The organism is Actinacidiphila yeochonensis CN732, assembly GCF_000745345.1.
Taxonomy (GTDB): domain Bacteria; phylum Actinomycetota; class Actinomycetes; order Streptomycetales; family Streptomycetaceae; genus Actinacidiphila; species Actinacidiphila yeochonensis.
Genome location: NZ_JQNR01000005.1, coordinates 915118 through 932442, shown reverse-complemented (window position 1 = coordinate 932442; position 17325 = coordinate 915118). Strand labels below are relative to the sequence as shown.

The following is a 17325-nucleotide window of genomic DNA, read 5'->3' as shown; positions in this document are numbered from 1 at the left end:
CAGGGGAGGGTCGTGCGATTCGACGCCGTACCGCGGCCGGACGCCGTCGGGGCCCGGCCGCGTGACGCCCGCGGCTACCCGGTGCCGGCGATCACCCCGTGGGTCGGCGAGGAGCCCAGGTTCGCCCTCACCGACCACGGCCGCAGCGCCGAGTGCGCGCGGGAGCGGCTGTGCTCGGTGTGCGGCACGCTGATGCCGCGCGGCCCGGTGTGGCGGGTGGTGGGCGCCACCGAGGCCGGGGCGGTCGGCGCCGCGCTGGCCGCCGGGCTGCCGTACCGCAACATGGCGCCGACCTCCGAGGGGCCGGGCCACCGGGCGTGCATGCTCTACGCCGCGATGGTCTGCCCCTACCTCGCCCGGCCCAACGCCCGCCGCGGGGTGGGCGCCGAGCACCCCGACGAGCTGACCTCGCACGTGGTGCGGGGCACGGCGCGGGGGGCGCTGGGCGCGGTGGTGGGGTTCGCCGAGTACGAGTTCGCGGTGACCGCGAACCGCACGCTGTTCCGTTTCCTGGACGTGCTGGAGTTCCTGCCCTACGACACGTCCGACACCCTCCTGGCGGAGCTGCGGGCCGAGTTGGCCCGCGGCGGTCAGGAGCGACGGTAGGCCGGGAGGCCGTGGTAGCCGGAGACGCGCACCGGGGCGGCCGAGCCGTCGGCGGGCAGGACGACGACGCCGTCGGGGGTGCGGGCGGCGATCTGCCGGCCGTCGGGGGAGAGCGCGGGCTCGGCGTAGTTGGTGGCCGCGTGCGGGGTGAGGTCCTGGTAGACGGGGCCGTCGGCGGTGAAGTGCCCGGCGAAGAGGTGGTCGTGCCCGTCGACCGAGCGGACGAAGACGATCTCCGATCCCTCGTCGTCCGCGTTCTCGCCGCCCGCGAGCGTCGGTTCGGAGCCCTTGGTGAGGGCGGAGCCCTGCTGGCGCAGGTTGTCGTCGCGGATGTAGACCTGCCCGTCGGCGGTGTTCTCGTAGACGATGGTGCCCGCGTCGCCGCCCCCGGCGGCCCAGGTGTTGCCGGTCTTCGGCAGCGGTTTGACGTCGGAGCCGCCGGGCTCGCCGCTCAGGCCGAGGAGCTGCGGGGTGCCGCCGGACGCGGGCACGGAGTACAGGCGGGTGGTGCCGCCGGCCCCGGGCCCGGCAGCGGTGAAGACGAGTTCGTCCAGCGGGGGCAGGCTGTCCTGCGGGGACGCCGCACGGGTCAGCCACGCCGGGTGCGACCAGACCTGGCCGCCGGTGTCGCGGGCCACGACCACCCGGCCGGTGCCGTCCGGGCGGCTGACGGCGAGGTCGCCGGCACCGTCCACGAAGGCGGCGCGGCGGCCGTCCGGGGACCAGGACAGGTCCCGTACGGGGGTGCCGAAGTCCACCCGGGTGCCGTTCATCACGACGTACCGGCTGCCGTCGCTGATGGTCAGGCCGGTGCCCTTGGTGCCGTTGAGGGGTGCGGTCGACGCGGCGGTACGGGCGCTCTGCCCGGGCGCGCTGGCCGCACTGCCCCCGCTGCCCGCGCCGGCCGTGCCGGAGGCGGACGGGGAGGCGGACGGGGAGGCGGACGGGGAGGCGGTCGCGGACGCGGTGTCGGCCGGGGTCGAGGCCGAGGTCCTGGGCGACGCCGCGCTGGACGCGGCGGCGTCGGAGCCGCCCTTCGAGCCGCAGCCGCACAGGGCGAGGGTCGCCCCCGCGGTGAGGCCGGCCGCGAGGGCGATGGCGGTGGTGCGGCGTCTGGTGGCGTTCGCGGACATGAGGTTCCCCCTGGAAGCGGTGCGGTCGCGTGCGGGCGCCGTGCCGGGCACGGCGAGTCGGTCCCTGCCAGCAGGGTGCGGCGCCGATTTCCCGACGGTGTAAGGCGGTTGTCACGACCTGGCAACAGGGGATGCGCCGGCCCGGGGTGGTGGGCCAAGCTCGCCTGATGGGCTGTCCGGGTGAGCCCGGCGGCCCCGCGCGGGTGAAGTCCGCGTACGGGTGCTGACGGCTGGCCGTCCGGGGCGTGCCCTGAGGACCGCGCGGGCGTTGTACGGGCCATGAACGTATTCCGCACCATCACCACCGCCGCCCTCGGAGCCTTCGCGATGGCCGCCGCCGTCCCCGTCGCCGCTCAGGCGGCCGACCTCAGCTCCACCCTGACCGGCACCGCGCTGACCGCCGCGGACGCGGGACAGCAGGCGGGCGGTGCCGCCTCCAGCGTGCTCCAGCAGTCCGGCGTCGGCTCCAAGATGGCCGACGTGAACCAGGCCGTGCAGGGCGGCGCCCAGGTGGTGAGCGCGGGCAACCAGCTGGTCAACGGCTGACCAGCTCCCGCGTCCACAGCACCGAAGGGGTGCCCCTCCACCGCGGAGGGGCACCCCTTCGGCATGTTCCGGCGGACCGGCACGTTCGTGGCGACCAGCAGACCAGCAGACCAGTGCACCAGTGGCCCAGTGCACCGGCGGCCCAGCGGCCCCCGGCACGGTGCGGGGGTGCGGGAGGGCGCGGCGGTCCCGGCGGTCCCGGCGGCGGACCGGGGGAGGGGAGGTGTCAGCGCCGGATGCTGCCGACGGGGACGAGGACGTGCGCGGCGGTGCGCAGCACGCTCTCGTCGGAGGCGAAGGCGCGCAGCTGCTCCTCGCTGACCGGCGCGCCCGCCACCGCGCCCGGCCAGGGGCGGCTGGCCAGGATGAAGTAGACCGAGCCGCGGGCGCGGGCGGCGGCCGTCCACTGCTCGGGCACCGGGCAGGTGACCTTCAGGTACGGCATCGTCAGAACGGCCTTGCCGGCCTCCACCAGCAGCCGCACGTCGTTCCGCTGGGCCTCCGCGAGGTCGAGGATGGCGCCGCCGACGGGCAGCCCCACCTCGGCGGCCGCGGCCAGCACCGCCTCCTGGCCGGCCTCGGGGCCCGCGGGCCCGTCGCCGAGCGAGTAGGCCATCAGGAACGGCATGTCGACGCCGTCGTCGTCGGCCCCGGCCCACGGGATCACCATGAGAGTGCCCATACGGCTCTGGAGGGGCGGTCCGGCGGCGGTGTTGGTCTGGCTCATGCGCCGGACCCTAGCGGCCGGGCGGGCGGCGACGGCGCCGATGTCACCTCAGCGGGCGACGCCTGGGCGGGGATTCCCCCGAACGTGTCATCCCCTCGCCGGTGCGGGCCGGTTCGGGACGGTTCCGGCCGGGATCGACCGGAGGCACTCACCGGTTCGGCCGAACCAGCGTGACCATCCGCGCCCCGGGCCGTTGCGCTGGGTGGCAACGTCGCAGCGCTGCGGCTGTTCCTGTACCCGAACTGTCTCTCAAGGAGAACGTGATGTCGCGTATCGCGAAGGCTGCGGCCCTGACCGCCGCCGTTGGTGCCGCCCTGGCCGCTGGCGCGGGTGCGGCCTCGGCCGACGCCGGTGCCGAGGGCGCCGCTCTGGGCTCGCCGGGCGTCCTGTCCGGCAACGTCATCCAGGTGCCGGTGCACGTGCCGGTGAACGTCTGCGGCAACACCATCGACATCGTCGGGCTGCTCAACCCCGCTTTCGGCAACACCTGCGTGAACAGCTCGTCCAGCGGCCTGGGCATCGCCCCGGTCGCCGCCGGCGGCCAGTACTGAGCCGTCTCCCGCGTGGCAGCGGCCCCCGTCCCGAGCCTCGGGGCGGGGGCCGCTCGCGTCGTGCCGGGACCTTCCGCGGGCCGGCGGGCCGGTGTGCGGGCGCCGGCGTGCGGGGTGCGTGCGGGCAGGCGCGCGGGGTCAGTTCTCCTCGTAGGTGTAGTACCGGCGGTGGTCCAGCAGCGTGGAGGGCTTCACGTTGAACGGGGGCATCGGCTCGTCCAGGCTGAGCAGCCGGCCGTGTTGGGGGTCGTTCGCGGCCAGCGGGCGGGACGGCAGGTAGAAGGCGGAGTTCGGGTGCTGCCGCTGCCAGCGCACCCAGATCAGGTCGATGAAGGAGTGGTGCAGCCAGAAGATCGGGTCGTTCGGGGAGGCGCCGCCGGTCATCTGGCCGCCGACCCACTGGTGGACCCGGTTGTGCAGGTAGCCGCCCTTGGACTCGTCGACCGTCCACCCCTCGATCGTGTTGCGGAAGCCCCGGGTGCCCGGCGCGGAGTTCCACGGCGAGGTGTCGTAGGTGGAGATGGACAGCGCGCTCGACAGCTCGTCCGAGGTCGGCAGCACGATCGGGCGGTCCGGCCGGCCCATGGAGCGGGTGAGGTACTTCTCCTTCGTGACGCCGAAGTTGATCGGCCATCCGCCGTTGCGGTAGGCGAACGGCCCGGACGTCACCTGGCCGTCGCTGGAGCGGCCGTCGCCGCCCATGAAGTCGTCGTCCCACAGCGCCGAGGTGGTGGAGCGGTCCGCGGTCCAGTCCCAGTACGGGATGGTGACCGAGGGGTCGATCATCTGGAGCTCGTGCTCGAAGACCAGCAGGAACTGGCGGTGCCAGGGGAAGAACGTGGGGGCCATGTGGGCCATCCGCAGCCCCGTCTCCCCGTCGGCGGCGAAGTACTGGGCGTGCAGCTTGACGTACTTGTCGTACCGGCCGAGGTGTTTGAGCTGGAGCACGGCGTTGACGAACCGGGAGCGCTGGTCGCTGGTGAGGTTGCGCTGGTTCATGCGGGTGTACACGCTTCGCGGACCCTTCGCGCTCGGTCGGTCAGTGGTGGTGCATGACGGCGGCGGCCTCGGACAGCTGGGCCCGCCCGATGACGTCGACGGCCGCTCGGGCGGTCTCCACCGGGGTCAGGTACGGCTGGTAGTGGTTGGCCATGCTGATGAAGCTGCCGTCCACCCGGCGCATCAGGTCGAGTTGGCGGCCGTCCACCAGCACGGCCACCCCGGAGGGCTCGTCGGGGGCGTGGTAGCCCTGGATGTGGCGGCCCCGGTACACCTCGTCGAAGAGCGCGCCGCCCGGCTTCCCGTCGTCGGGGCCCGGGTCGCCGGGAGCGGTGGCGCTGCCGGCGGTGTGGCTCCCGGCCGTGACGGGCAGCAGCGCCGCGGCGGTGCCCGACACGGCGGCGGCGGTGGTGAACCCGGTCCTCAGCACTCGCCTGCGCGAGACCATGCCGACCCCTTCCGTGAGTCCGGGCCTCATCGTGGCGCCGGGGGGCGGGAGAACCGTGGATTGGAGCCGATTATCGGCAAAAGCAGTCGTGGAATTCATCCGCCCGAGTGATATCGACTCTTCCTGTCTTCCGTCGGGTCTCGGCGTCTTCCTGGTAAGGAGCGGAATCCCCCCGGTGCGCCAACGGTGCTGGAACGGCACGGAATCGGCGCCGAAAGCCCCGTGAGGTGCAGGCGTGGATACGTGGAACCAGGGGGCGGGCGTGGTCGGCGGGGCGCACGCCGTGGTGCGGAAGGGCGTGCGCGGGACCGGCGGTTGGCGGGACGGCGGGAACGGCCCGGCGGACGCGCCGGAGTGCGGCCGATTCCCGGTGAGGCCGAGCTGACCTGCGGGAATACTTCTGACGTAACGTTCCTTCCGCCCGCGCGCCGGGGCGGATCGGCGGCCGGGTGCCCCCGGCGCGGGCCGTCCCGGTGGCTCTCCTGGCGGCTGTCCCGGTGGCCGTTCCGGCGGCCCTCCCTGGGGTGGCTGCCGCGCCCCTCACGAGAGTGGTGGCCGGTGTGAAGGGACGCTGTGGGGCCGGACGGGGGCGGCACGCCGGTGGTCGGCGCGCAGATGTCTGGCCGTCAATTCTTCGTACGTTATGAATTACCGCACAGAGGGGCGGCCAGGGTGCCGCCGTTTTCGAGCGAGGAGCGATCCATGGCCGACCGGTACCGGTTGCGGGGGAGGACGGGGGTGGTGCTGGCCGCTGCGGCGCTGGCACTCAGCGGCCTGACGGCGACGGCGGTCCGCGACGACTCGGTGTCCGCGCGGCCCGGTACGGCGGGCGTGCCGGCCGCCGACGGGACCTCGGCCGTGGCGGCGGACGGCGCGGCGGCCAGGGCCGGCGCCGACGAGATCCCCCCGCTGGGCGCCTTCACCGACTCGGGTCCGGAGGGCGTGGCGGCCCTGGCGGACCTCCAGTCCTGGCTCGGCGGTACGCCGGTGCGGGTCGCCCACACCTACCTGCCGGGCGACAGCTGGCAGGGCATCGAGGGCGAGGACGCGCAGCTGGCGCCCTGGGCGCAGTGGACCCGCGCCCGGTCCGGGCGGATGTTCGTGCTCAACGTCCCCATGCAGGAGGACGACGAGGGCGGCGTGTCCGACGCCGACGTGCGCGCCCTGATCGACCAGGGCGCGCGGGGCGCCGACGACGCGCACTTCACCGCGCTGGCCCGCCGCCTGGTGCGGCTCGGCGTGCCGGACACGGTGATCGTGCTCGGCTGGGAGATGAACGGCGTCACCTACACCCACCGCTGCGGGCCCGACCCGGCCGGCTGGAAGGAGTACTGGAACCGGATCGTGGCCGCGATGCGCGCGGTGCCCGGCCAGCACTTCCGCTTCGACTTCGCGCCCAGCCGCGGCCAGGACGCGATCCCGTGGACCGAGTGCTACCCGGGCGACGGCGTGGTGGACGTCATCGGCATGGACTCCTACGACCAGCCCGCGGGCGAGTCCTTCTACGACCAGGTGACCGAGCCGTACGGCCTCCAGGAGCAGGTGGACTTCGCGGGCGAACACGGAAAACCGGTCTCCTACCCGGAGTGGGGCCTCTTCCAGAACGGCGACGACCCGGACTGGATGACGCTGATGCTCACCTGGATCAACACCCACCACGCGCTCTACCAGACCCTCACCGACTACTGCCCGCACGGCATCCGGGAGTGCGACCAGAACCCGCAGGCGGCCAAGGTCTACCGGATCATGCTCTACGGCCGGCAGACCGCCTCGGCGCCCCCGCCGATCGACACCTCGGCGCCGTCCACCGGCGCGTCAGACGGTCCGTCCGCCGCCGAGCAGCCGGCCGCTTCCCCCGCTGCCCGGCCTGCGGGCCCGTCCCCCAGCCCGGCCGGCACGCCGCCGCACGGCCAGGCGGCCCCTCGGCGCCCGCCGCCGTCCCGGCGGTCCCCGCGCCCGAGGGGACGACGCCGGCCGCGCCGCCGGCGAGCCCGGAGCCGCTCGTGCGGCCCTCGGGCGGCGCGGCCGACGGCGCCCCGATCGCCGCCCTCAGCCGCGCCACGGGGTCCTGAACCGCCGGGCTCAGGACCCCGTGGCGTCCTGAACTGCCGGGCTCAGGACCCGGTGGCGTCCTGAACTGCCGGGCTCAGCGTTCGCGCCGGTCCCGCTGACCGTCGCGGCGGACCCGCGCGGCCCGCTCCGCCAGGGCCGCCCGCAGGGCCATGAGCCGGGCCCGTGCGGCGCGCAGCCTCGGCAGTGGGCGGCCGCGCAGTCGGGCGCGGGCGGAGGCCGGGGCGTACCGTGCGGCGAGCAGCGGCGCGGAGAACGGGCCGGCCATCATCAGCCGGGAGTTGACGGCCCGTCCGGGACGCCAGTGCGCCTTGTGCGGCTCGTCCCCCCGCAGCAGGCTCAGCACCGGCAGCCCGCCCTCCGCGGTGTGGCGCGCGCCCAGCCGCATCAGCAGCGTGGTGGTGTCGACCCGCGCGGCGCGCAGCGCGGCCGGCCGGGCACCGAAGAGGTAGCCGCCGCAGAGCGCGGGCGACAGCAGCGTGAGGTCGGCGGCCACCAGTTCGCCGCCGGGTCCGTCGGCCGTACCGCCGTCCGGGTGAGGGCGAGCGCCCGCGTCGGCCTCTCGGCCTTCGCCCGGTGCGTCCGGTGTGTCCGGTGCGCCCTGTTCGTCCGGCGCACCCGGAGTGTCCGGTGCGCCCTGCGCGGAGGGGAGCCGGAACTCGGTGACCGCCGCCTCGCCGGAGGCGGCCATCGCCCCGCAGGCGCGTGCCAGGTGCTCGGCGAACCGTGGCCTCAGATGCTCGGGGGTGATGCCGCGCCCCCGCCACTGCTCCTGGTGCAGCCGCAGCAGCCGTGCCACGGCGGCCGGTACCTCAGCCACCGGCACCTGCCGTTCGGCCAGCCCGGCGGCGGCGATCTTCCGCAGGTCGGAGCGGATGCGCTGGCCGCGCGAGCTGCCCACCCGGGCGATCAGCGCGTCCATCGGGCCGCCCGGCAGCTCAAGGCAGAGCGAGTCCGGCAGCCGCCGCCGGGGGCCCTCCCACCGCGTGTACAGCAACTCGGCCGCGCCGCCCGGCCGCACCTCGCGCAGGTCGAGCACCGCGCCGCGGGCGGCCCGGCGCAGTCCGGCCAGCAGCGCGTCGACGGCGCCCGGGCGGTGCGCCGGGTCGAGCAGCACGTCGGAGTAGTCGGTGACCGCGCCGCCGAGCGGCACCACGGCGGGCAGCGGCCCGCCGACCCGCGCCAGCGGCGCCGCCGCGACCAGCCGCCCGCCGTGCCGGACCACCACGACCCGCAGCCGCCCCCGGCGCCCCCCGTACGACAGCCACCACGAGTGGAGCCAGGCGTGGCTCTGGAACGGTGTGGCCTCCGGGCAGCGGCCGTGCAGCGCCGACCACTCGGGGCCGAGGGCGGCGAAGCCCGCGGTGTCGCGGCAGACGGCCACCTCGTATCCGGCAGAAACCGGCCCGTCGGGGTCCTCGGGCTCGTGGGGCCCGTCGGGGTCGTCGGGCTCGGCAGGGGTGCGGCGGGGCCGAGGCGGTCCGGGTTCCGGCGGACGTGCCGTCGCGGAGGTGGGCGCGGGTGGCCCGACGCGTGGGTCCGGTCGGGGGGCGCTCACACCGCGGCCCGTTCCGGCTCGGCCGCCGCCGGGGTCGGCACCTGGGCCGCGGGCCCCTCCGGTCCGTCCTGTTCCTCGGGCCGCGGGCGGACGAGCAGGACCAGCCCGCCCAGCAGGCCGCCCGCGCTCGCGCCGACCGCCCCGGCGAGCGGGGCCGAGGGGGAGGAAGGCGCGGTGGGCGCGGCGGCGGGGGAGAAGAACATCAGCCGTACCCCGGTGGCCGCGCTGTCCCGGTTGGCGACGGCGGCCAGCGAGCGGGCCACGGCGTTGGCGGCGGAGGCGGCCTCGGCCGCCCGGGGGGAGGTGCCGGTTAGTTCGATCATCGGCGCGTCGGGCGAGGTCTCGGCCCGCACCCGCGCCCTCAGGTCGGACGCGGCCGTGTGTGTGGCGGCCTGGGCGCCGGCCAGTACCGCCGAGCCGGTGGCGATCCGGCCGTACGCCTGGGCGAAGCCGAGGGCGGTGGGCGCGTCGGTGCCGGCCTCGGGGACGACCACCACGTACCCGGAGGCGGTGTACTGCGGGGTGGCCGCGAGCCCGTAGCCCAGCCCGGCGGCCAGGCCGAGGCCGATGCCGAGCGGGAGCGGCACCCAGCGGGGCATCCGGCGGGGAACCCGGCGGCGGGGGCGGCCCGCCGGAGGTCCGTCGGGTCGCGGAAGTCGGTCATGGCTGTCTTCTCACTTCTGGGCGGCGGTCGCGGACGGTCCGGCGGCCGGGGGGACGGGAGTCGGCGCCGGGGCGGTGGCGGGACCCTGCGGCGCGGGGACGGACCCGGGCTCCAGAGCACCGGACGGGGCCGCCTGTGCGGCGGGGTCCCGGGGGCCGCCGACTGGGCCGGGACGGCGGCGGGCGGCGCGGGCCGGCGTCGGCGCAGCAGCCCGGCGCGGTGGTGCGCACGTTCGTAGACGGCCATGACCTGCTGCGCGGTGCAGACGATGTCGTACTGGCCGACGGCCGGCGGCGGTGGCAGGCGGCGCGGCCCGGCGGCGAGTTCGGCGCCGATCGCCTCCGCGAACCGCGCTGCCAGCTCCGCCGTCGACCGCCCGCCGTCCTGCCCGCCCGCTCGGTCACCGGGGTGCGCGGCGGGCTCCGCGGACCCGGCGGGCTCCGCGGGCTCGGCGGGCTCCGCGGGCTCGGCGGGCTCCGCGGGCTCGGCCGACTGCGCCGACGCCCGCGCCGGGACGATCTTCCGGGCGCCGGGGGCGTGGTCGGGCGGCAGGTCCTCCACGGCCGGGCAGGCCGCGTAGAGCACCGGGAGCCCGGCGGCCAGCGCCTCGACGACCGCGAGGCCGAACGCCTCGTCGTCGGAGGGCGAGGCGAACAGGTCCATGGCGCTGAGGACCTCGGCGACCTCAGTGGTGGCCTGGTCCGCCATCCGGACCCGGTCCTGGACGCCGAGGCCCTGCACGAGGCGGAGCAGCGGCACCCGTTCGATGCCGTCGCCGGCCAGCAGCAGGTGGACGCCCGGGTGTTCGGCCACGGCCCGTACCAGTACGTCGAACCGCTTGCCGGCCACCTGCCGGCCCACCCCGCCGACCACGAACGCGTCCTGCGGGATGCGCAGGAGCTTCCGGACCCGGGCGCGCGCGGCCGGGTCGTAGGCGAAGCGCCCGGGCTCGATGCCGTTGGGCGCCACGTGCACGCGGGCGGCGGGCACCCCCCACGCCCGCAGGCGTGCGGCGACGGTCGGCGACACCGCGAGGGTGGCCTGGCCGAGGAGTTCGGTGGCCCGGTACAGCGCCCGGGTGCCCGCCGTCAGCGGGCGGCCCTCGATCCGGGTGGCGCCCAGCGAGTGCTCGGTGGCCACCACGGTGCGCACCCCGGCGAGCCGGGCGGCGACGCGGCCGTAGACGCAGGCCCGGTACAGGTGGGTGTGGACGATGTCGGGTCGGGCGGCCCGGATCACCCCGACCAGCCGGGGCAGCGCCTCCAGGTCGAGGTTGCCGGCCATGCGCAGCTCGGTGACCCGCACCCCGTCGGCGCGGATCGCCTCGGCCAGCGGGCCGCTGCCGGTGAGCGAGACGACCTCGCACTCGGCGTCCAGGTGCCTGAGCAGCAGCCGCAGTTGCTGCTCGGCGCCACCGATCTCCAGGCCGGTGATGACGTGCAGGACCTTCATGCGTCGCCTCCTGTCGGTACGGCGGGTGGTGTGGCGGGTGGTACGGCGGCCTGGGGGGAAGGCGGCGCCAGGACGGGGCCGCGCAGCCGGTGGAGCAGCCGTTTGGCGTGCAGCCGGGGAGAGGTGTCGGCGTGGCCGACGTAGCTGCGCGGCAGCGCGTGGACGCAGGCCAGCGGACCGGGGTCGACCGCGCAGGCGTAGGCGTAGCCGGAGGTGCGGGCGGCCCGCAGGGTGCGCGGGTCGACGGCGCCGTAGGGGTGGCAGAAGCCGACCGGGACGGCGCCGGTGATCTCGGCCAGCAGGCGTCGGCTCTCGGTGAGTTCGCGGGCCAGCTCGGCCTCGTCCAGTGTGGTCAGGTCGCGGTGCAGCAGGCCGTGGGAGCCGACCTCCATGCCGGCCCGGTGGACGGCGCGGACGCCGTCGGCGGTCAGCAGCGGCTTGCGCGGGCCCTCGGCGTCCCAGACGTTGCTGCCGCCGAGCCGGCCGGCCAGGACGAACACGGTGGCGGTGTGGCCGTGTTCGCGCAGCCGCGGGACGGCCTCGGTGAGGAAGTCGGCGTAGCCGTCGTCGAAGGTCAGGCCGACCAGCCGGTCGGCCCGGCCGCGGGCGCGGGCGGTGAGCAGTTCGCGCATGCTCACCCCGGTCAGGCCGTGCCGGCCCAGCCAGCGCAACTGGTCGGCCAGCCGGTCGGGGTCCACGGTGACCAGGTACGGGTCGCCGGCCGCCCGGTCGGCCACCGAGTGGTACATCAGCGCCCAGGGCGCGCGGCGGCCGGCCCGGCCCCCGTGGCGGGAGCGCGTCCGGGTGGGGGGATCAGCGGTCATGGACGGCCCTCCGGGTCACGGTCGCGAGCAGGTAGGGGACTTCGGGCGCGCGGACGGCCGCCGCGCCGGCCCCGAACACCAGCGGGACGGCCACCGCGCAGGCGGCCACGGCCGCGGTGTCCGGCAGCCGCGCCGCCAGTGCCCACCCGGCGGCCGCCGCCGCGGCGGCGGCCAGCAGGGTGCGGGCCATGGCCGGGGCGAGGGCGCGGGCCCGCAGGGCGACCGGGCGGCCGCCGAGGCCGCGCAGCAGCAGCGCCGCGGCCAGGGTGATCCCCGCCGCGTTGCCGGCCGCGATGCCGCAGGCGCCGAACGGGCCGACCGCGGCGGCGTCCAGCACCGCCGTGAGCAGCAGCCCGGCGCCCATCGCCGCGGCCGGGTACCAGGTGGGCCGGGCCGCGGAGAAGTAGGGCCGCACCAGCGTGCCGACCAGGCTCTGGCCGAGCAGGCCGAGCGCGTACACCCGCATCACGGCGGCCGTCGCGGTGGTGTCGGCGGCGGTGAACTCGCCTCGCTGGAAGAGCACATGGACGATCTGCGGGGCGCACGCCACCACGTACGCGGTGCCGAGCAGCACCACGAAGCAGGCCAGTCCCAGATCCCGTTCGACCCGCCGCCGGGCCGTGTCGGCGTCGCCCTCGGCCAGCGCCCGGGAGAGCGCGGGGAAGGTGACGGTCACGATCATCACCGACAGCGCCATCGGCAACTGGGCGACCTTCTCGGCGTAGTTGAGGTGCGAGATGGCGCCGGCCCGCAGCGGTGCGGCGAAGTACCGCTCCACCAGCACCTGCGCCTGGCGGCTGAGGGTGTAGACGACGACGGGGGCGAGCAGCACGACGCCCAGCGGGTCGTACCCGGCGGCCCGGCCGGGCGCGTCGGCCGGGGCGGGCGCGGTGTCGGGCGCGGTCGCGTGCGCGGTGCCGGGCGAGGTGCGCAGCAGCCGTACCGCCGGGAGGAGTTGGGCCGCCACCATCAGTGCTCCGCCGACGGCCACCCCGGCCGCCGCCGCCCTGACGCCCAGCGCGCCGTGCAGGGCAAAGAGGGTGGCGACGATGCCCGCGTTGTAGGCGACGTAGATCGCCGCGGGCGGCCCGAACCGGCGGTGGGCGCGCAGCCCCGCGCTGAGGTAGCCGGCGATCCCGAAGGTGAGCACGGTCAGCGCGGTCAGCCGGGTGCACGCCACCGCCGTGGCCGGGTCGGCCAGTCCCGGGGCCAGCACCCGCACCACGGCGGGCGCGCCCGCCGCGAGCAGCGCCGTCAGCCCGGCCAGCAGGGCGACCAGCCGCGGCAGCGTGCCGCGGACCAGGGCGCGCACCCCGCGGCGGGCCAGCGCCGTGCTGAAGGCGGGCACCATCAGCAGCGCCATGGCGTCCTCGATGAGCACGGTGGCGGCGACCTCGGGCACCGTCCAGGCCACCAGGAACGCGTCGCTCTCCGCGCCCGCCCCGAAGAGGTGGGCGATGCCCTGGTCGCGGACCAGGCCGAGTACGGAGCCCGCGACGCTGAGCCCGGCGGTGGCGACGGCCGCTCGGGCCATCCGCGAGGACGGCGCGGCGGCCCCGGCGGGTGCGGGCGCAGCGGGTGCGGGCGCAGCCGGGGGCGATGGCGAGTGGACGGGGCCGGACGTCGACCTGGCGTGCCTGCCGGGGACGCGACGGGTCGGGACCCGGCGGGGCGGCGGCGCGGCCGGGACGGCTGGGGGGACGGCCTGGTCGTAGGGGGACGCCCACACGTCGTCGTGGGCGGCGTCGGCCACCGTCCACCCGGAGCGTTCGGCCGACTCGAACCGCTCCGTCCGCTCGGCCAGTTCCTGCTCCGTCCCGTCGGCGGTGCGCGCGTCGGTGGTGTCCGCGTCGGTGGTGCTCCGGTCGGCGGGCGGGGCCCACACGTCGTGGGCCGTGCCCTCGCCGCGGGTTCGGGCGGCCGGCTCCTGGGGGTTCGCGTGGTTGATGGCGGTCCCCGTGTTCGGGTGCGCGGCGGAGGGCCGCCGCAGAGCGGACGGGTGCGGGTAGGGGGCCGGCGCGGTGGCCGGGGCGGTGCGAGGTGGCCGTGGCGGCGGGGCCGGGCGTCGCCGGCGTGCGGGTGCCGACGGCTCGTGCGTACGGCCGCGGCAGCCCGGTCGCGGTGGGGCGCTGCCGGGGCGTGGAGGGGGCGCGGGGGCGCGGTCATGAGCGCCGCCCGTCCGAGGGTTCGAGGGCCCACCAGGCCGCGAGGCCGAGGACGACGGCCGTCAGCGGGGTCACCGGGCCGCCGATGTCGGCGTAGAGGAAGTCGACGCAGGTCCACAGCAGCAGCCCGACGGCCGCGAGCCCCGGGCCGACGGACCCGGCGGGGAGCGGGACCGCCGTACCGCCGGGCCGTGGCGCCGTACTGCCGGACGAGGCCGCCGTACCGCCGCCGGTTCCGGTTCCGGGAAGGGGCGCGGTGGGACGGGAGCGGTCGGCGGCCGCCGTCCGGCGGGTACGGAGCAGCCGGGCGGTGCCGGCCGCCGTCCGGCGGGTACGGAGCAGCCGGGCGGTGCCGGCCGCGAGGAGGGCCGCCCAGGAGCCGCCCAGCAGCAGGCAGCCCGTCAGGCCCTGCTCGGAGAGGGCCAGCAGGTACATGTTGTGCGGGGAGAGGAGGGGTTCACGGGTGAAGCCCTGGCCGGCGCCGTCGGTGTCGCTGCCGGAGTCGAGGGCGAGCGAGGCGTGGCTGTCGCGTTCCGCCGGGAAGCGCTTGAGGCCGACGCCGAGCACCGGGTGCTCGCGCCACATGGAGACCGCCGCCGACCAGAGGGTGTAGCGGTCGGTGACGGACGGGTCGGGCGCGTCCGTCACCTGCGTGATGCTGGTCAGCCGTTCGGTGATCATCTGCGAGCCGACGCCGGCCCCGCCGACCAGCAGCACCGCGCACGCGGCCGCCGTGCCCAGCACCCGGACGGCCTGCCGCCGTCCGGCCAGCACCGTGACGGCGCCGAGCGCCACCGCCGTCGCGATCCACGTCCCCCGGCTGAACGACACCGTCAGCGGTACGAGGAGGACGGCCGCGCAGGCGCCCGCGCCGATCCGCACCCCCCGCCGGCCCGGTGCGAGCGCGTAACCGGCGGCCACCAGCAGCCCGTAGGCGACCACGGTGGCCATGCCCATGATGTCCGAGGGCCCGAACGTGCCGACCGCCCGGACGTCCTGCCCCTGGTAGGAGGCGCCGCCGCCGGTCGCGTACTGCCACACCCCGACGCCGCCCTGCACCAGGGCCAGGGCCACCACGGCGCCGGCCAGCACCGCGAAGTCCCGCCGGTCGCGCAGCAGCAGCACCACCGCGGCCGGCACCAGGACGAACACCTGCGCGTAGCGGACGAACCCGGTGGCCCCGGCGCCCGGATCGGGCGTCACGACCGCCGAGGCGGCGAAGGCGACGAGCGGTGCGCCGAGCAGCAGCGCGGCGGCCGGGCGCAGCGGGCGGCGACGGTCGCGCAGCAGCCGTACCGCGCAGGCCAGTACGAGGACGGCGGAGGCCGCGTCGGCGGGGGTGACCTTGCCGGACGAGCTGACGTTCCCGGGCGGCACCGGCAGCGCGAGCAGCAGCACCGTGGCCACGGCCGGGGCGAGGTACGCGTAGCGGGCGAGCTCGGCCGGACGGGTGAGCCCGCGCCACCAGGAGCGGAGGGGCCGGGGAGGCAGGGGAGGCCGGGCGGGTGCGGCGGCGGGGCGGATCGGCGTCCGGCCGGGGGCGGGCCGGGGGAGCGGTCGGGGCGGCCATCAGCTGCCGCCCGGCCGGAGCAGCGCCAGGGCGGTGCGCAGCATGATCGCCACGTCCCGCCAGAGCGACCAGGAGTCGATGTAGTGGTTGTCGAACCGGGCCCGGTCGGCGATCGAGGTGTCGCCGCGCAGGCCGTGCACCTGGGCGAGGCCGGTGAGTCCGGCGGGCATCCGGTGCCGGTCCGCGTACCCGGCGTGCGTCCGGCTGAACTCCTCGACGAAGTGCGGCCGTTCGGGACGGGGGCCGACCAGGCTCATGTCACCGCGCAGCACGTTCCACAGCTGCGGCAGCTCGTCGAGGGAGGTCCTGCGCAGCAGCCGGCCGACTCCGCTCACGCGCCCGTCGTGCGCGATGCTCCAGCGGGTGGCCGCCTCGTCCTCGTCGCGGGGGCGCAGGGTGCGGAACTTCAGCAGGGTGAACGGCCGGCCGCCGCGGCCGATCCGCTCCTGCCGGAAGAGGACGCCGGGCCCGTCGGCCAGCCTGACGGCCAGCGCGCACCCGGCCAGCACCGGGGAGACCGCCAGCAGCGCGGTACCGGCCAGCAGCACGTCGGTGGCTCGCTTCCCCCGCGCGCGGGCGGTCTCCACCGGCGAGCAGGCGTACGCCCACAGGTGGTGCGCCCCGGAGCCCCCGGGCTCGCCCGCCCGCCCGGCCGGCTCCACCCGCCAGGTGCGGCAGCCGAGTCCGGCGAGGCGCGCGGCGACCGCCGTGCCCACCGCGTCCCGGGCACCGGCCCCGGTCCGGCGGCCGGGCGCGGCGGGTGACGGGCCGTCGGCGGGGTGCGCCGGGTGCGGACCGACCAGCAGCACGTGCCGGACGTCCTCGCGGGCGGCGCGGCGGACGAGGTCGGTCAGGCCGCTCGGGTCGGTCAGGTCGGCCGGGTCGGCTGGCGTGTGGGGGTCGGCCGGGTCGGTGCTGACCGTGACCGGGTACAGCCCGTACTCGGGGTGGGCGCGCAGCGCCTCCGCGACGTGCCGGGCCGCCGGGGCGTCGCCGACGACGAGGGCGGGCTCGGGCCGGCGACCGCGCCGCCACCGGTGCAGCCGGTGGACGAGCCCGCGCAGCGCCACGCAGCCGAGCAGCGTCAGCGCGGCGGCGCCGAACAGGTCGGACCAGTCCAGCGCCCGGCGCGGCGCGGTCGCGGCCAGCGCGGCGGCGGCCAGCCCCCAGGCCAGCGCGGTGCCGAGGGCGGCCGACGGCACCTCGTCCAGCGTGGCCGGGGCGAGCAGCGGCCGGTACAGGCCGGTACGACGCTGGGCGGCGTACAGGACGGCGAGCAGCACCACGGGGAGCACCGGGCCGCCGTGCGGGCCGACCAGCGCCAGGCCGAGCAGCGCCGCGGCGCCGTCGGCCGCCGCGAGGGCGGCCGCCCAGCCGCTCGGGCGGCCCTGCCGTCGGCCGCGGGCCGCGGTGCCGGCCGCCGTGGGACCGGCCGCAGCGGGACCGGACTCGGCGCCGGACGGCGCCCTGGACTCCGCCCTGAATTCGGTGCCGGACTCCGCCTCGGTCGCCGTGCGCGCGGCGCCGCCCGGCGGCGGCACCGCCGGCCGTGACTCCTTCTGGTCCGGCCGCGGCTCCGTCCGGTCCAGCCGCGCCTCCGGCTGGACCTGGGGCAGTACGGCGACCCGGCCGTCCGCCCCGGGCACCCGCGCGGGCGGCGTCGAGCCGGCGGGCGCGGGGGCGGCGCCCGGGACGGGCCCGGTGCCCGGGGCGGCCGGCGGGGAGGCCCCGCCCTCCGCGAGCGGGTGGGTGCCGGGCGCACCGCCGGCCAGGACGCGGGGCGGGGCCGCCTCCGGCCGAGGGCCGGTCGAGGCGGACGAGGCGAGCGGGCCGGACGAGGCGAACGGGCCGGACGGACCGGATGAGGCGAACGGGCCTGAGGGGGCGAACGGCGGCTGGACCAGGCGGCCGTGGGCGGCGGAGGCGCTGTAGGGGGTGAAGGCGTTGTCCATCCACAGGGCTGTGGAGGGCTGCGCCGGCGCCGCGCCGGCGGCGGGCGGCTCCTCGGCGGG

General features: G+C 77.3%; 14 protein-coding genes and 1 pseudogene. 4 read left to right on the top strand and 11 right to left on the bottom strand.

Annotated elements, in window-relative coordinates:
* Window positions 1-12 precede the first annotated feature (12 nt).
* A complete protein-coding gene (locus BS72_RS15815) occupies window positions 13-606 on the top strand; it encodes a hypothetical protein (RefSeq protein WP_037911222.1) in 594 nt (197 codons plus the stop codon).
* Here the strand turns inward: BS72_RS15815 and BS72_RS32395 are convergent.
* Window positions 591-1739 (bottom strand): TolB-like translocation protein, encoded by a 1149-nt coding sequence (locus BS72_RS32395; RefSeq protein WP_051951156.1) that lies wholly within the window; start codon window positions 1737-1739, stop codon window positions 591-593. The genes BS72_RS15815 and BS72_RS32395 overlap by 16 nt on opposite strands.
* Window positions 1740-2018: 279 nt before the next feature.
* On the opposite strand from BS72_RS32395, the gene BS72_RS15805 reads away from it, so the two are divergent.
* Complete coding sequence (locus tag BS72_RS15805) at window positions 2019-2285, top strand: hypothetical protein (protein WP_037911221.1); 267 nt, start codon at window positions 2019-2021, stop codon at window positions 2283-2285.
* A 226-nt stretch (window positions 2286-2511) separates the two neighbouring features.
* On the opposite strand, the gene BS72_RS15800 is transcribed toward BS72_RS15805, so the two are convergent.
* The gene (locus tag BS72_RS15800) at window positions 2512-3012 is read right to left on the bottom strand and encodes a DUF5949 family protein (protein ID WP_037911219.1); all 501 of its coding nucleotides are present in this window, start codon (window positions 3010-3012) and stop codon (window positions 2512-2514) included.
* Window positions 3013-3275: 263 nt separating this feature from the next.
* Here BS72_RS15800 and BS72_RS15795 point away from each other — a divergent pair, with 263 nt between their 5' ends.
* The gene (locus tag BS72_RS15795) at window positions 3276-3563 is read left to right on the top strand and encodes a chaplin (RefSeq protein WP_037911218.1); all 288 of its coding nucleotides are present in this window, start codon (window positions 3276-3278) and stop codon (window positions 3561-3563) included.
* 138 nt (window positions 3564-3701) lie between these two features.
* Here BS72_RS15795 and BS72_RS15790 read toward each other — a convergent pair whose 3' ends face one another.
* A complete protein-coding gene (locus BS72_RS15790; protein WP_037911217.1) occupies window positions 3702-4574 on the bottom strand; it encodes a tyrosinase family protein in 873 nt (290 codons plus the stop codon).
* 28 nt (window positions 4575-4602) lie between these two features.
* Window positions 4603-5010, bottom strand: a complete 408-nt coding sequence (locus tag BS72_RS15785; RefSeq protein WP_078901397.1) for a tyrosinase family oxidase copper chaperone — start codon at window positions 5008-5010, stop codon at window positions 4603-4605.
* Between the two features lie 702 nt (window positions 5011-5712).
* Between BS72_RS15785 and BS72_RS15780 the strand changes: the two genes are divergently transcribed.
* Window positions 5713-7146: a glycoside hydrolase family 26 protein gene (locus BS72_RS15780; RefSeq protein WP_107498800.1), complete on the top strand. Its 1434-nt coding sequence runs from the start codon at window positions 5713-5715 to the stop codon at window positions 7144-7146.
* 10 nt (window positions 7147-7156) lie between these two features.
* Here BS72_RS15780 and BS72_RS38350 read toward each other — a convergent pair whose 3' ends face one another.
* From BS72_RS38350 to BS72_RS15745, 7 genes and pseudogenes are all read right to left on the bottom strand, one after another.
* Window positions 7157-8464, bottom strand: coding sequence for a GNAT family N-acetyltransferase (locus BS72_RS38350; RefSeq protein WP_063836085.1), 1308 nt, complete (start codon window positions 8462-8464; stop codon window positions 7157-7159).
* A gap of 170 nt (window positions 8465-8634) precedes the next feature.
* The gene (locus BS72_RS36545; protein WP_232792424.1) at window positions 8635-9135 is read right to left on the bottom strand and encodes a lipopolysaccharide biosynthesis protein; all 501 of its coding nucleotides are present in this window, start codon (window positions 9133-9135) and stop codon (window positions 8635-8637) included.
* Window positions 9136-9818: 683 nt separating this feature from the next.
* Window positions 9819-10754: pseudogene (locus tag BS72_RS38345) on the bottom strand (glycosyltransferase); the annotation flags it as partial.
* Window positions 10751-11578 carry a polysaccharide deacetylase family protein gene (locus tag BS72_RS15760; RefSeq protein WP_051951152.1) on the bottom strand — a complete coding sequence of 276 codons (828 nt, stop codon included), beginning with the start codon at window positions 11576-11578 and terminating at the stop codon, window positions 10751-10753. The gene BS72_RS15760 and the pseudogene BS72_RS38345, both read right to left, overlap by 4 nt.
* Entirely contained in the window at window positions 11568-13112 is a 1545-nt protein-coding gene (locus BS72_RS15755; RefSeq protein ID WP_037916104.1) for a lipid II flippase MurJ, read from the bottom strand. Before BS72_RS15755 ends, BS72_RS15760 begins: the two co-directional genes overlap by 11 nt.
* Window positions 13113-13740: 628 nt before the next feature.
* Complete coding sequence (locus BS72_RS35535; RefSeq protein ID WP_051951151.1) at window positions 13741-15150, bottom strand: O-antigen ligase family protein; 1410 nt, start codon at window positions 15148-15150, stop codon at window positions 13741-13743.
* Window positions 15151-15312: 162 nt separating this feature from the next.
* Window positions 15313-17265 (bottom strand): sugar transferase, encoded by a 1953-nt coding sequence (locus tag BS72_RS15745; RefSeq protein WP_407639042.1) that lies wholly within the window; start codon window positions 17263-17265, stop codon window positions 15313-15315.
* Window positions 17266-17325: the final 60 nt, after the last annotated feature.